This window comes from Flavobacterium sp. Arc3 (genome assembly GCF_041431375.1).
In the GTDB taxonomy this organism is placed as follows: Bacteria; Bacteroidota; Bacteroidia; order Flavobacteriales; family Flavobacteriaceae; genus Flavobacterium.
Window position 1 is genome coordinate 51366 of record NZ_JASMRI010000016.1, and the last position, 15898, is coordinate 67263.

The 15898-nt window shown below is 34.3% G+C and carries 9 protein-coding genes; 6 read left to right on the forward strand and 3 right to left on the reverse strand.

Annotated features, from left to right (window positions below; genetic code table 11):
• Positions 1-41: 41 nt before the first annotated feature.
• A complete protein-coding gene (gene nagB, locus QO200_RS12630; protein ID WP_371540745.1) occupies positions 42-1967 on the reverse strand; it encodes a glucosamine-6-phosphate deaminase in 1926 nt (641 codons plus the stop codon).
• 114 nt (positions 1968-2081) lie between these two features.
• Positions 2082-2858: a DeoR/GlpR family DNA-binding transcription regulator gene (locus QO200_RS12635; protein ID WP_371540748.1), complete on the reverse strand. Its 777-nt coding sequence runs from the start codon at positions 2856-2858 to the stop codon at positions 2082-2084.
• A gap of 190 nt (positions 2859-3048) precedes the next feature.
• Between QO200_RS12635 and QO200_RS12640 the strand changes: the two genes are divergently transcribed.
• The 3 genes from QO200_RS12640 (at position 3049) to QO200_RS12650 (ending at position 9076) form a co-directional block, all read left to right on the forward strand.
• Positions 3049-6108, forward strand: coding sequence for a SusC/RagA family TonB-linked outer membrane protein (locus QO200_RS12640; RefSeq protein WP_371540750.1), 3060 nt, complete (start codon positions 3049-3051; stop codon positions 6106-6108).
• 18 nt (positions 6109-6126) lie between these two features.
• Positions 6127-7395 carry a carbohydrate-binding protein SusD gene (locus QO200_RS12645; protein WP_371540752.1) on the forward strand — a complete coding sequence of 423 codons (1269 nt, stop codon included), beginning with the start codon at positions 6127-6129 and terminating at the stop codon, positions 7393-7395.
• A 472-nt stretch (positions 7396-7867) separates the two neighbouring features.
• Positions 7868-9076 carry an anhydro-N-acetylmuramic acid kinase gene (locus tag QO200_RS12650; RefSeq protein WP_371540754.1) on the forward strand — a complete coding sequence of 403 codons (1209 nt, stop codon included), beginning with the start codon at positions 7868-7870 and terminating at the stop codon, positions 9074-9076.
• A 293-nt stretch (positions 9077-9369) separates the two neighbouring features.
• Here QO200_RS12650 and QO200_RS12655 read toward each other — a convergent pair whose 3' ends face one another.
• Positions 9370-10119 (reverse strand): DeoR/GlpR family DNA-binding transcription regulator, encoded by a 750-nt coding sequence (locus QO200_RS12655; RefSeq protein ID WP_371540757.1) that lies wholly within the window; start codon positions 10117-10119, stop codon positions 9370-9372.
• Between the two features lie 217 nt (positions 10120-10336).
• Here QO200_RS12655 and QO200_RS12660 point away from each other — a divergent pair, with 217 nt between their 5' ends.
• Genes QO200_RS12660 through QO200_RS12670 form a run of 3 tightly spaced genes read left to right on the forward strand, consistent with a single transcriptional unit; the run spans position 10337 to position 15839 of the window.
• Entirely contained in the window at positions 10337-13423 is a 3087-nt protein-coding gene (locus QO200_RS12660) for a SusC/RagA family TonB-linked outer membrane protein (RefSeq protein WP_371540760.1), read from the forward strand.
• Between the two features lie 11 nt (positions 13424-13434).
• Positions 13435-14982 carry a SusD/RagB family nutrient-binding outer membrane lipoprotein gene (locus QO200_RS12665; protein ID WP_371540762.1) on the forward strand — a complete coding sequence of 516 codons (1548 nt, stop codon included), beginning with the start codon at positions 13435-13437 and terminating at the stop codon, positions 14980-14982.
• Between the two features lie 26 nt (positions 14983-15008).
• Entirely contained in the window at positions 15009-15839 is an 831-nt protein-coding gene (locus QO200_RS12670) for a DUF4397 domain-containing protein (RefSeq protein ID WP_371540765.1), read from the forward strand.
• Positions 15840-15898 lie beyond the last annotated feature (59 nt).

Here is a 15898-nt window from a genome sequence, read left to right on the forward strand (position 1 = left end):
TAATCGTCATTTTGTTATAGCAGCCTTCATCGTATTTTTATTTAGTAATCAAATCGCTTAAAAGCTTCTATCGCTTCATATTCAGCTAAACCTAAGTTATCGTAGCTTTTTGCTGTGCTTTTATTACGTTCCTCTGCCCTTACCCAAAATTCTCTGGAATCATTCCCTTGAAACATAACGCGATCCTTTTGAGACTGATGGAATAAGATAGCATGTCTTTTTAACATGACTTCATCCGGACTAAGCGGAACTGCCATGTCAATTTCATCAATAGCCCATTCATGCCAAGCGCCTCTATACAACCACAACCAGCAATCATCCATAAACGACTTGCTTTTTAGCGTAGCCATAGCTGCAAAAATAGCATTCAAACAAACCTCATGAGTACCATGCGGATCTGCTAAATCTCCTGCAGCAAACACCTGATGTGGTCTTATTTTTTCAATAATATCCATAACAATGGTAATATCAATTGCAGCTAACGGATTTTTCTTGATTTGGCCTGTTTCATAAAACGGTAAATCCAAAAAGTGAATATTAGCATCATTCAAACCAATATATCTGGTTGCAGCATACGATTCACGTCTTCTTATAAGCCCTTTTAATTTTCGAACTTCAAGCGAATCCATTTCATCTTCCTTTTTATTGTTTAAAAAATGAATCACCTCTTTAAAATCTATTTTAGCGCGATCATCGCCAATAAAATCAGTGCATACCTCAGCAAACTTCAAAGCTTCATCATCTGTTACGGCAATGTTACCCGATGTTTGATAAACTACATGAACATCGTGTCCTTGCTTAATTAATTTTGAGAAAGTACCTCCCATTGAAATCACATCGTCATCTGGATGAGGACTAAAAAGAATAATTCTCTTTTGAGACGGATTAGCTCTTTCTGGTCTGTTACTATCATCAGTATCAGGTTTCCCTCCAGGCCATCCAGTAATCGTGCGCTGTAACTGATTAAACATATTAATATTCAAATCATAAGAAGATCCTTCCTGCGCTAATAAATCAGACATTCCATTGTTATTGTAATCTCTGTCTGTTAGTTTTAAAATGGATTGATTTGTTTGTTGACATAGCCAAACAATTGCCTTACTTTTTAATGCTGGCGTCCAAACACATTCTTCTACTAGCCAAGGCGTTTTTAGTCGCGTTAATTCAGAAGCTGCCGAATGATCTAACACAAAGGTCGTGTTATCATGATTTTGCAAAAAAGTAGCAGGGATTTCAGCGCTAATACCTCCTTGAATCGTTCTTTTAATTATATCTGCTTTGTTTTGTCCCCAAGCTAATAAAACAATCCTCTTAGATCTAAGAATTGTAGAAACGCCCATGGTTATCGCTCTTGTAGGAACATTGCTTATTCCGTTAAAATCTGATGAAGCATCTACCTTTGTAATGTGGTCAAGCGTTATTAATCGTGTTCCAGAATTGATATGTGATCCTGGCTCATTGAAACCCACGTGTCCTGTACGCCCTATTCCCAATAATTGAAAGTCAAGACCACCAACACTTTTAATTTTCAATTCATAATCAGTACAGTATTGATGTAAATCCTCAAGAGCTACTGCACCATCAGGTACGTTTATATTTTCAGGGGCGATATCAATATGATTGAAAAGGTGGGCATGCATGAAATAGTGATAACTTTGCTTATTTTCTTTTTTCATTGGATAATATTCATCCAAATTAAAAGTAATCACATTACTAAAGCTAAGCCCCTCTTCTTTATGCAAACGCACTAATTCATCATAAACTCTTATAGGAGAAGAACCAGTAGCTAAACCTAGTACGCATTTTTTATTTTCTGATTGCTTTACTTTAATTAGTGTCGCTATTTCTTGAGCAACTGCTTTTGAAGCATCTACCGAATTTTTAAAAATTTCATTATGAATTTTCTCAAATCGGGTTGTTTCATATTTTCCAGGTGCTACATAGTTTAGATTACGAATTGCTTCCATAGTTTAGTTGTATTTTAAGAAAGTTAATACAACAAATATAGAAAATAAAAACATAAAAATGCGTTTCAATGCGTTATTTTAATAATAAATTATTGAATAACGCAAAATAACGCATTAAAGTATAGTGACCCCAGCTTTACGGTATTCTTCTAACACCTCATCCTCTGGATTTAAGTCAGTTATCATCGTATTTAAGCTACTAATCTCACAAACTACGTGAGGCATCTTCCTATTTAATTTTTCAGCAGTTAGCATTAAAATGACCTTATCAGATGCTTCCAGCATTGCTTTTTTAACAATCGAAACTTCATAACCTGTTTCGGTTAGCCCTTGCTTAGCACTTATACTACTCACCCCCATAAAACAAATATCTGCTTTGATTTTAGACAAAACCTTAAGCACATCCATTCCAATGGTTACCATGGCGTTTTTTTGTATCTTACCACCAATAAATATTAAGTCAATATTCGGGTATTGAGATAATTGCATTGCTATAGGCAAACTATACGTATAGATTGTTGCGCTTAATAATGGCGGAATTAATTTAGAAAAAACCAAGTTTGTAGTACCTCCACTCATAATAATTACCTGACCATCATGAAGTAAAGAAAGTGCCTTATGGCCTATTTCGTTTTTCTGTGTTTCGTTAGATATTACTATATCAAAAACATTTCTAGGCTTATCTGCAATAGGAATCGCGCCACCATATACTTTCTCAAGAAGACCTCTTTCATGCAACTTGTTTAAGTCTCTTCTAATAGTATCTTCGGACACAGCCAATAACTCAGCTAACTCTACGGTACTAACTCGCTGTTCTTCAGCAATTTTATTCATTATATAATTGCGCCTTTCTGCTTTTAACATCGTGATAAAGTAAATGATAGAGTACAAATGTATTAAAATAAATCATTAATATGGAGACGATTAGGGACACCCAAGGATTAAAACAACTTTCGACCCCAAAAAAAATGCGTTATAATGCATTATTTGAGTAAAAAATTAAAATACATCTGATAACATCGCATTTGTATGCATAAAATAAATACATTTGTGTACTAACTAAAACGTAAACCAAATAATTATGAAAAAATTATTCCTGATTTCATTATTGTTTATTTTTGTTCAAACCACATTTGCACAAACAAAAACAATTACTGGAACTGTAAAGAACAAAGCTGATGGAATTCCTATTCCGGGAGTTACAGTACTTATTAAAGGTACTACAAAAAGTAGCATCACTGATCTAGATGGTAACTACTTGATTAATGCATCGCCTAATGATGCTCTTATTTTTAGTTATATTGGTTTTGAAACCAGAGAATTAAAAGTAACAGAAAAAACAACTAATTTCAGCATCAATTTATCTGAAGAACTTAATACCCTAAACGAAGTTGTTGTCTTGGGTTCTACGGTACGAGTAACTAGAAAAGAACTTGGAAATGCAGTTACAAGTTTGAAAGCAGAAGAACTCAATCAAGCAAAACCTGTAGATCTTTCATCTGCTTTACAAGGAAAGATTGCTGGTGCCCAAGTTTCTCAAAACTCTGGAGATCCAGCTGGTGGATTCAGCATAAAACTTAGAGGAACTTCTTCTATCCTAGGTTCCTCAGATCCTTTGTATGTTATTGATGGTGTTGTATTGAATAATGCAACTACAAATCTTACAAACCTTAATGTAAGTAAAGGAAATTCAAACCTACAAATTGGACAAAACAGGTCGTCTGACATAAACCCGAACGACATTGAAAGCATTGAAGTCCTAAACGGAGGTGCTGCGGCAGCAATATATGGTTCCAGAGCTGCAAATGGAGTTATTTTGATCTCAACAAAAAAAGGAAAATCAGGAGAAACGAAGTATACGTTTTCAACAAGTCTGACTTCAAATAGCCTACGTAAAAAAGTTGGTGTTAATATGTCTGACAAACAATTCGTCAATTCTTCTCCAGCATTATTTCCAATACAAGGACAAGCTGCAACTGCAACTACCGTATTAGTAGCTGGAAGAAATTTAGAAACACGAACCATTTCTGGAATTAAAAGGTATGATTATCAAGATGATATTTTTACCACTGGAATAGGAAATGACACCTATTTTTCTTTAAGAGGCGGCGATGATAAAACAAAATATTTTTCATCTATTGGTTATTTAAAAAATGAAGGAATTGTTAAAAATACTGATTTTGAAAGATTAGGAGCCAAAATAAGATTACAGCATGACTTCAGTGACAAATTAACAGCGTCGATTGGCTTAAATTATATTACTTCTAGCTCGAATGAGAAACCAGATGGTAATGTTTTTTGGAGCCCAATTAATTCGATAACTATCACAAATAATATTTATGACATCAATCAAAGAAGCTCAAATGGTGATTTAATGTCAGTAGATCCAAATAGAGTAAATCCTTTATCTGTAATTGAAACTTTCAACATTACACAAAAAACAGATCGTATGGTTTCTGATATTCAATTGAATTATAAACCATTCAAAAACTTTAATGCTGACTTCATTTTTGGATTAGACAATTACAACCAAAAAGGAAAAGTTTTTATACCAAGATATCCATACTCTCCCGTGAATGGAACTTATTTTAATGACGGTTATGTTTCTGAAGCCTCAAATAGAGTCGTGCAATTCAACAATGATTTGAACTTGAGATACCTTTGGAATATCACTAAAAATATAAAACTAACCTCATTTGCAGGTTATAATATGCAAACTTACAGAGACGAACTTTTTGCGATTGAAGGTCGAGACTTAAAACCGTTTGTTCAAACAATTAATGCTTTTAACACATTGCTTCCAGGATCTCCTAGCGCGGGTGAATCAAAATATAATCTATGGGGTTACTATTTGCAAGAAACTATTGGGATCAATGACAAACTTTTCATAACTATAGCAGGAAGACAAGATGCCTCAACTGTTTTTTCAAAAGAAAACCGCTCACAGTTTTATCCTAAAGTAAGTGCTAGTTATGTATTGTCTGATGAGAAATTCATGCAAGACTCTCCTATAAGTTCAGCCCGTTTACGTGGTTCTTGGGGAGAATCTGGGAGTTTGACAGCAATAACTCCTTATGCTAGATTCACAAATTATTCTACAGGAAACCTTATCGGAAATACTTCCTTTACCCTTGAAGGCTTCAAAAAAGGAAATTTAGACTTACGCCCTGAAAAAAGCTCAACATACGAGGTTGGTGCTGACCTAGGCTTTCTTAGCGACCGTATAAATCTGTCTTTTAGTTATTACAATGCAGATATAGTAGACTTATTATTACCGGTACAACTAGCAAGTTCAACAGGATCTACCAATACCATCCAAAATATTGGAGAAATGAATAATAAAGGTTTAGAAATTGGATTGCGATATGATGTGATCAAGAAAGAAGATCTTAATCTTGATGTGTATGTAAACTACAGCAGCAATAGAAATAAAGTGACTGGTTTGCCGCAGCAAAGATTCAAATTAGACAGTAATCCTTCTGGAGCACCAGTATTTGTAGAAAAAGGACAACCAATTGGTATTTATTATGGTACGTATTACGCTAGAAACACAGACGGTAGCTTGCTACTTACTGCAAATGGATATCCACAAGTTGAAAAAGGAGATGCTCTAACTGGAAATCCTACGAGAGATGCAAGTGGACAACCTACAGGAACTATCCTTAATACAAAAATAGGAGATCCTAATCCAGATTACATTATCTCTTTCGGTGCCAATTTAAATTACAAAAAATTTGGTATGTCTATTTTATTTGACGGTGTTCAGGGTGTGGATGTATTTGATGCAGATTACAGAACAAGACAAGGAGTTGGAAATGGAGAATTAGTTGAAAAAGAACTTAATGGGGAATTACCCAGAGGATATATATGGTCGATATATGGAATTGAAGAATTTAGAGTTGTAGATGGTAGTTACATCAAATTGAGAGAAGTTTCGTTTAGTTATTCTTTCGGGAAATTGAATAGCTTTTTTGATGACTTAACTATTAATGCAAGTGGTAGAAACTTATTCTCCTGGGATAAATTCACAAGTTTCGACCCTGAAACTAACTCTGGAGGGCAATCATCAGTAGCTAAATATAATTTTGGTACAGTACCAATCCCTAGATCATATTCATTAGCGTTAAAATTTCAATTTTAATAAAAAAAAGAAAAACAAATGAAGAAAATATTTATAATCATACTAATAGTAAGTGTTTCATTTACTTCTTGCAACGAGGAATTCTTAGATCCAACTAAGCCTTCACAAGAACAAATTCTTAATAGTAGAGATGGTTTAATAGGAGCTGCAAATGGTTTACAACAGTTATGGAGTACATCAAGAATAAGCCCTGTTTATACTATTATCACAGCAAACGGATTTACTACTAATGAATTGAGACTAATCAATGCTGGTAATGCAGAGGAGGGTGAACTGTCGATTGGGGGTGTTTCTTTAACTGCTAAAAATGGACTAACCAATAACCTATGGTCACAATGCTTAGTAATTAATGCAGAGTCCCAAAAAATACTAGATAACATTAATGTTATCACCGTTGAAAGTGAAAAAGCTAGTATTTTAACCCATGCATCAATATATAAGGCAATGGCATTGGGCACGTTAATTCAATTTTATGAGAGCGTTCCATTGAAAACAATGAAAAATGCTCCATTTAACTCAAGAACTGAAGTACTAAGTGCAGTAATAGCTACATTAAAATCTACCGAACCTTTTTTAGCTAATGCCAATGGGTTTACAGGTTTAATATCTGGTATTAACTATAAAAACACAGTAAATGCTCTTTTAGCCCGTTACTATCTCATGTCTAATAATTATGATAAAGCATTAGAACATGCTAATTTAGTTGATCTAAAGTCTAAATCAACTTTTTTATACGATGCAGTAAGTAATAACCCAATTGCATTCAATTCAATTTTAACAAATAATGTATATCAGCCAATAGATAGAAGTTTTGGCTTACCTAGCAATCTAGCACCAATAAGCATAGATGCACGTATTGCCTTTTATATCACTCCGGGTTCAAGTCCAACGACTGCCGCTGGTTTTTTTAATTCAAATATAAAAGCAATACCTGTTTATTTACCTGGAGAAATCACATTAATAAAAGCGGAGGCTTATGCTAGAAAGACTCCCAATATGCTTGTTGAAGCAAAAGTAGAACTAGACAAGATCTTAACTAAAACAGCGGCAAATGATGCCTTTGGGATTGGTGCAAATTTACCGCCTTACACTGGCTTACTAAATCAATCGAGCCTTTTGTCTGAAATTTACAGAAATCGTTGTGTCGAATTATACATGTCAGGTCTAAAATTAGAAGATACTAGACGTTTTGACCGTCCAACGACAGAAAGAAACCGAAATTGGTATCCTTATCCAGACTCTGAACGTTTAAACAATACTAATACACCTGCAGATCCTGCTAATTAAAAAAGAAAAATCAACAACGAGGTAATTAGAAATATTTACCTCGTCGTTTTTTTAAATCAGCTTTAATTATAAAAAAAATGGTTTAGTTATTCGAATTATTGTAGGTGGTGATTCTGCAATGTGAAAAGCAGTTAAAAATGCCAAAGATGACTATAACCCAGCTTGGGATGATTAAAAAAAGTAAGAAATTACTAGTATGGGTTTTGTAATAAGGTACGTGGTAACAAAAAATTAGTAGAAAGAGGTATTAAAATGCTTATTGATGAATTGGAAATTAATGAGGATGATGCTCAACAATTAGTATTAGAACACAAAAGAGTCAGAGTAGCAATACTTGCCAATAAGTTAGCGAAATAATTTAAAATGTTCAAAACAGATATTTATAATTCTAAACCTTAGCAAAACAAATCAAGATTACTTTTAGTTCTAGTTTAGTCCATTATGGGAAAAGAAAAATTTAAAAATTGAACAGATGAATAAAAATATTGAATCGCTTTATAACATTGCAAGAAAACCTGTTCGAAAAATTATAGGGTTAATGTCTGGTACCTCGTTAGATGGTCTTGACATAGCCTTATGTGAAATTTCAGGTTCAGGAGAAAATACAAATGTTAAAGTAACTCATTTTGAGACTTCGGATTACTCTGAAGACATCAAGAAGGAAATCCGTACCGTTTTTGCTAAAAAAAACATTGATTTTCGACATTTGGCATTATTAAACGAATGGATTGGCTTGCTGCATGCTCAAAAGATTAATGAAGCCCTTCATAAATGGGATTTAAAATCTTCTGAAATTGATATTATAGCTTCTCACGGACAAACTGTAATGCATATCCCTAAAACCCAACATAAAATAGATAAGTTTCCAAATGCGACGCTTCAAATTGGTGATGGAGATCATATAGCTGTAAAAACCGGTATTATCACAATATCTGATTTTAGACAAAAACATCTTGCAGCAGGAGGCGAAGGCGCACCGCTGGCAGTTTACGGAGACTATTTCCTTTTTGGAAAAAAGGGAGAAAATAGAATTATGCTAAATTTAGGAGGAATAGCAAACTTTACTTATTTACCATCAACTATGAATTCTGAAGATGTTTTTGTCACCGATACAGGGACAGGAAATACTTTAATTGATGCATTCACCCGATTACACTTTCCAGAGATGTCGTATGATAAAGATGCTGCAATAGCAAAAAAAGGTCAAGTGAACCAAGACCTTCTTTCTCAACTTAAATCAGATATATTCTTCAAAACTGCATTCCCAAAAACTACAGGTCCTGAATTATTTAATATTGAATATGTTCAAAAAGCTATCGTACAAAGTAACAATGAAGATATTAGTATCTCAGACTTATTAGCAACCTTAACCCGTTTTAGTGCCGAAACAATTATTGAAGCTATAGAATATCCAATTAAAAACTCCGGTTTAAATATCTGTGAGTTTACTGTTTACGTCTCAGGAGGAGGCATGCACAACCCCTTATTGATTCAATATTTAAATGAATTACTGCCTTGTAAGTTTAAAAGAACCGATGAATTAGGCATTTTAGGAGATGCAAAGGAAGCCGTATTATTTGCAGTTTTAGCTAACGAAACTTTATCTGGCGGTGAAGCTGAATTCGGAAAAAGAGAAGGTGTTCCGTCCATTTCAATGGGTAAAATTTCATTTCCTAATTAAAAATGATTTTTGAACAATTTTAGGTAATAGTCTTTTTAAGAAATGTTATCTCAATTTTTATGATTATAGTCGGCAAGCCAGTGAGCTTTCAAGACACTTCTACTCGATTGTCCCATGTAAATAGGCACGCTTGTAATCCTCTCTACCTAATTTTATTTACGTTTATTTTTGTTGGGTATTTCGTCCATAGCTTCGTTGTATTTTAAGAAAGTTAACTCCACAAATACAGAAAAAAAAATGCACAGACATGCGTTATCTCAACAACTACTTTTTAAACAATGCTAAATCACGCATTAAAGTATGGTTATCCCAGCTCTACTGTATTCTTCTAAGACCTCGTCCTCTGGATTTAAGTCAGTTATCATCGTATTTAAGCTACTAATCTCACAAACTACGTGAGGCATCTTAGTATTCAATTTTTCAGCAGTTAACATTAAAACTACCTTATCAGATGCTTCCAGCATTGCTTTTTTAACAATCGAAACTTCATAACCTGTTTCGGTTAGTCCCTGCTTAGCACTTACGCTACTCACCCCCATAAAACAAATGTCTGCTTTGATTTTAGACAAAACCTTAAGCACATCCATTCCAATGGTTACCATGGCATTTTTTTGCATCTTACCACCAATAAATATTAAGTCAATATTCGGGTATTGAGATAATTGCATTGCAATAGGCAAACTATATGTATAGATTGTTGCGTTTAATAACGGCGGAATTAATTTAGAAAAAACCAAGTTTGTAGTACCTCCACTCATAATAATTACCTGACCATCATGAAGTAAAGAAAGTGCCTTATGGCCTATTTCATTTTTCTTTGTTTCGTTAGATATTACGATATCAAAAACATTTCTAGGCTTGTCAGCAATAGGAATCGCACCACCATATACTTTCTCAAGAAGACCTCTTTCATGCAACTTGCTTAAATCTCTTCTAATAGTATCTTCAGACACAACCAATAGCTCAGCTAACTCTATGGTACTAACTCGCTGCTCTTCAGCAAGTTTATTCATTATATAATTGCGCCTTTCTGCTTTTAACATAGTTCTAAAGTAAATGATAGGATACAAATGTATTAAAATAAATCATTAATATGGAGACAATTAGCTACTCCCAAAGAATAAATGCGATTTTCAAACCCTTAAACATGCGTTATATTGCGTTATTTGCCTTAAAATCGAAAATAAACGGAAACATATTGCATTTATATGCAAAAAATAAATATATTTGTTTAATAACCATAACATAAACCAAATAATTATGAAAAAATTATTCCTGATTTCATTATTGTTTTTGTTTGTTCAAACCACATTTGCACAAACAAAAACAATAACTGGAACTGTAAAAAACAAAGCCGATGGGATTCCGATTCCGGGAGTTACAGTTCTTATTAAAGGTACTACCAAAAGTAGTATCACTGATTTAGATGGTAACTACACGATTAATGCATCGTCTACTGACGCACTTGTCTTTAGTTATATTGGTTTTGAAACCAAAGAATTAAAAGTAACAGGATCAAAATTAAATCTTACCCTGAGTGAAGGTGCTGAAACACTAAAAGAAGTTACTGTAACAGGAGCTTTTGGTATTAACCGACCAAAAGCATCTTTAGGTTATGCTACTCAAGGAGTAAAAGGTGACGAAATTGCCGATACTCAAAGAGAAAATTTTATCAATGCTTTGCAAGGAAGAATTGCCGGTTTGACTGTTACCAGTACATCTGGTGCTCCTGGTGCTTCGGCAGCAATCCAACTTAGAGGGGTAAACTCCATGAGTGGAAATAACTCACCTTTGTTTATTGTTGATGGTTTACCTATTAGTAACTCTACGCTAGATCAAGGATTATTAATATCAAATGGTCCTAATAGAGATACTGATTACACCAATCGTGGTGCAGATATTAACCCTGATGATATTGCATCAGTTACTGTATTAAAAGGACCAGAAGCAGCAGCATTATATGGTATCGAGGCAGGAAATGGAGCTATAATCATTACTACTAAAAAAGGAAAAAACGGAAAAGGTTCATTCACATATTCAACAGATATTAGATTAGATGATGTTTATAGATTTCCTGAAACTCAAAGAGTATATCAAAGAGGTTCAAATGGTATAACAAATGATAATTATCGCAGGCATTTTGGAGAAAAATATCCAGAAGGAACTCAACTATATGACAACATCAACAACTTCTTTGAGACAGGGATTAAGAAAACAAACTCCCTAACTTTTGATGCCGGAACAGAACAATTGACTTATCGTTTGTCTATGTCTAATTTAGAGCAAACTGGTGTTGTTCCAAATTCAGCTTATAATCGATTGAATCTATCTTTAAGCGGAACTGCAAAACTATCGAGTAAATTAAAGTCGGAAGCTACTTTCTCTTACATCAAGTCTGAAACAGATAAAACATCTAAAGGTGCTGGTGGATTTTTATTAAGTCTATTAAGCTACCCTGCTAATGAGGACGTAACTAACTATCTAAATTCAGATGGTAGCCGACGCAAAATTACTGATGGGTCAAATGATACTGAAGTAGATAATCCGTTTTTTGAAGTAAATAAAAATAGAGGAAACGATAAAAACAATCGTATTCTAACTAATGTCTCTTTAACTTATGATCCATTATCGTGGTTAAGTTTTACAGGACGTTTTGGTATTGACGCCAACTCAACTCAAGGATTCAAATCAGTACATCCAGAATCAGCAAGAAGCGCATTCGGAATAGGTAGTGGTACAGGAATTTCTACTGGAGGTTATTTTGAACAGTATACAGATCAGTCTAACAATTATAACTATTTAGGATTTGGTACCGCTAAAAAATCAATTGGAAAATTCAATGGTCTACTTCGTGTAGGTGTAGCTCGATTAGAGAACAATTATAAGATTCTTTCTACAAAAGGTGAAAAATACTACGAATCAGACGTAATGAATATCAATAATACAGATCCATTAACACAGCGTTCACAAGAAAGAATTATTAAAAGACGTGTGGATGGTATTTTTGGTGAGTTTACTGTAGACTATGATAAAATCGTTTTCTTAACTTTAACAGGTAGAAATGATGTTTCGTCAACATTACCACGAGCAAATAACTCCTTCTTTTACCCATCGTCTTCTTTAAGTTTTGTATTCACAGAATTAGAAGCATTAAAGAACAGTAATATTTTATCTTATGGAAAATTAAGAGCTTCGTTTGCAAGAGTGGCTAATGATGCTAAACCTTATTCCATATCACCTACTTATGAAACAAAATCAACCACTGGTGGAGGTTTTGGATACTCAGTGACTGGAGCAAATCCTAATCTTCAAGCGGAGATGAATACATCAACAGAACTTGGTACAGAATTGCGTTTCCTTAAAGACAGAATTGGTTTAGATGTTGCTGTTTACAAAAGAAAAACAGACAACCCTATTATCAACAACATGCGTTTAAGTTATGGAACGGGATTTGTATTGACTGCATTCAATTTTGGTGCACTACAAAACAGAGGTCTTGAAATCACCCTTACTGGTTCACCTATTTTGACAAATGACTTTAGTTGGGATGTTATGGCCAATTTCACAAAAACAGACAGTGAATTATTAAACCTACCTCCTACTTTACCTGAATATTATACATCAGACACTTGGTTATTTGGAAACATAAGAGGTGGTGCTAGAGTAGGATCTTCATTGACTACATTCACAGGATATACCAACTTGAGAAATGACAACGGAGACATTTTAATTAACCCATCTAATGGACAAGCGTTGAAAGACCAATCGTTCCCAATTGTAGGTGATAGAAACCCTGATTTTGTAATTGGTCTTCAAAATAGTTTTAATTACAAGAACTTTAAATTATCCTTTCTTTTAGACATCCGTAAAGGAGGTGATATTTATAATGGAACAGCAGCGTATTTATACACTCAAGGTCTAAGCACAAAAACGTTAGATCGCGAAACGCCTCGAGTATTAAAAGGAGTTTTACAAGACGGTTTAGAAAACACTGCAACACCAACACAAAACAATATTCAAGTAACACCTTACTATCAAAATGAGGCTTACAATTTTAATTATGTTGACTCTGATTTTATCGAGAAAGACATCAACTGGTTAAGAATGCGAGACATCACAGCGAGCTACAAATTCCCTTCGGAACTATTGAACAAAACAAAGTTTTTTACTAGCATTTCTATGTATATTACCGTTACTGATGCCTTTATGGTTACTAATTATACAGGAGCAGATCCATCTGTAAATGGTTTGAACGCAAGTTCAGGTGGTGCTGGTGGTACAGGATTTGATTACGGAGTACTTTCTACTCCAAGAGGTTTTAATCTAGGTTTTAAATTTGGACTTTAATAAATTATAAAATGAAAAACATAACAAAATATATAGCTGTATCAATGGTAGCCTTATTATCTACAGCTTGTAATCGTGATGAAATAGCAGATGTAAATATTAACCCGAGTTTCCCAACTGCGACAGAACCTATCTATCTTTTACCTAGTATTCAGTCCTCTATGGCGTTAGGTATTCAGTATGACGCTCGATTTTTAGGGAAATACACTCAAAATTTCTCTCATTCTTCAGTTGGATATATTTGGGATTTATATGGATATAGTGCAAATAGTGATAGTGGTGGAGAAATTTGGAAAATGGCTTATTATACGATTGGACTAAATCTTACACAAGCTATTGATGGTGCCAATAAAAATCAACGTTATGATATCGCAGGATTATCAAAAGCAATAAGAGCATGGACTTGGCAAGTAGCTACAGATTATCATTCTGACCTTATCAAGTTTGACCAAGCTTTTACTTCTAGACTGACATTTGATTATGGAACTCAAGAAGAAGCCTACGCTGAAGTAGCTAGATTAGCTAAAGAAGGTATTGCTGACTTAGAAAGAACGGATGGAAAATCTGACGTTAGTTATACCGCAAAAGGAGATTTAATCTACAGTGGTGATAAAACAAAATGGATTAAATTTGCTTATGGTGTTTTAGCTAGAAATGCGAATAACTTAAGCAATAAGTCAAGCTATAACCCAGATAAGGTAATAGAATATGTAGACAAATCATTATCCAGTATAAATGATGATTGTTATGTACCGTTTTCTGGTATCGCGAACTCCGATACTAACTTTTTCGGACCTAGTCGAAACAACTTATCAAGTTTTCGTCAAACAGACTTTATTGTACACGCTATGGATGGAACGGTATTTACCGGAGTAACAGATCCGCGTATGGCTAATGTACTTTCTCCCTCTGCAGATGGAGTTTTTAGAGGAAATCCTTTGAATACAACTGCCGGAACGGTTGCCGCAACGCGTATTCCTAACTTATGGGGAACGATTATATCTGGAAACTCGTCAACTCCTGGAAGATACCTATTTAGAAATACTGCCGATTTTCCTTTGATGACTTATACTGAACTACAATTCATTAAAGCTGAAGCAGCCTTTATCAAAGGAGATAAAACAACAGCTTTAGCTGCTTATAAAAAAGGAATAGAAGCAAGTATAGATATGGTGAACAGAAATACGGTTGTATCTACTGTTGCTCCAACAGCAGCTCTAATAACAGCAGCTCAAAAAACACTTTTTTTGATCAACCCAAATGTAGTTCCTACAGCTGCTAATCTTACCTTGAAACACATTATGATGCAAAAATATGTGGCTCTTTTTGGGTATGGATACGTAGAAACATGGACTGATATGAGAAAATACCATTATGATCCTTTAGTGTACGAAACAATGGTTTTTCCTATATTATCACCAGATAACAATGGAAAATTAGCGTATAGAGTTCGTCCTCGTTACAATTCAGAATACGTATGGAACTTTGCCGCACTTCAATCAATTGGAGCCGACAAACCTGATTATCACACAGAAGAAATGTGGTTCTCTAAACCATAATTATTTTAATTTTAAATAAATTTCAGATGAAAAATATAAAAATAACAATTACGAAGTACTTAGGATTAGCTGTACTTACTTTAGGCGTCTTTTCTTCTTGTGGTGATGAAACTAATTTTTCACCCTATCAAGAAAGTGTTCCTGAAACTGCTGCTCTAGTCAAGTTCCAGCATACTGCAATAGGTCCCGATGGAGTAAATTTTACTGCAAATTGGTACGTTGACGATGTAAAAACGACTAGTGTAAACGTATCATCAGGTCTACCACTAGGGATTGGATATGGAAGTGCTTATCCAGCTGCGATAAACTATTCATTAATTCCCTCGGGCGATAAAAATTTGAAGGTAGAAATTCCAGCGACTGCTACTACAGAGGCTACTGCATTACTTACTTCTCCTTTTAATATTGAAGCCAAAAAGAATTACACTAGTTTCTTAGTAGGTTTATCTCCTAATTATACTGCCTACACAATTAACGATGATTTATCTGTAGCTGAAAAGGATCCGACAATGGCCTATATCCGTTTTATAAATGTAATTGCAAACTCACCAAGTACAGGGTTTGACTTATCAATTAAAGAACTTAATAGCAACGCAGTTGTTTTTTCTGGAGTTGGCTACTTAAAAGGTAACGAAGTTTTTATCCCAATTACACCAATAGCCGATTTAGAATCGACTACTTATGAATTTCAATTGCGTGCCGTAGGATCTACGACAGTGATTGCTAAATCAACTCTTACTGCTCGAAAAGGTAGAGTCTATACCTTTATCTGTAGAGGATATGTAGGAGGTTTATCAAAAGGCTTACCTAGTGCTACCGTCAATATTCCTGTATTGACCTATTTCACTAATAAATAACCCATTAATTTTACTGGAAACAAACCACTTTAGCTCTTCTAAGGTGGTTTATTCTACCT

Coding starts and splice junctions, on each gene's coding strand:
- nagB (WP_371540745.1), bottom strand. CDS start 1,967: ATGGAAGCAATTCGTAATCTAAACTATGTAGCACCTGGAAAATATGAA.
- QO200_RS12640 (WP_371540750.1), top strand. CDS start 3,049: ATGAAAAAATTATTCCTGATTTCATTATTGTTTATTTTTGTTCAAACC.
- QO200_RS12645 (WP_371540752.1), top strand. CDS start 6,127: ATGAAGAAAATATTTATAATCATACTAATAGTAAGTGTTTCATTTACT.
- QO200_RS12650 (WP_371540754.1), top strand. CDS start 7,868: ATGAATAAAAATATTGAATCGCTTTATAACATTGCAAGAAAACCTGTT.
- QO200_RS12655 (WP_371540757.1), bottom strand. CDS start 10,119: ATGTTAAAAGCAGAAAGGCGCAATTATATAATGAATAAACTTGCTGAA.
- QO200_RS12660 (WP_371540760.1), top strand. CDS start 10,337: ATGAAAAAATTATTCCTGATTTCATTATTGTTTTTGTTTGTTCAAACC.
- QO200_RS12665 (WP_371540762.1), top strand. CDS start 13,435: ATGAAAAACATAACAAAATATATAGCTGTATCAATGGTAGCCTTATTA.
- QO200_RS12670 (WP_371540765.1), top strand. CDS start 15,009: ATGAAAAATATAAAAATAACAATTACGAAGTACTTAGGATTAGCTGTA.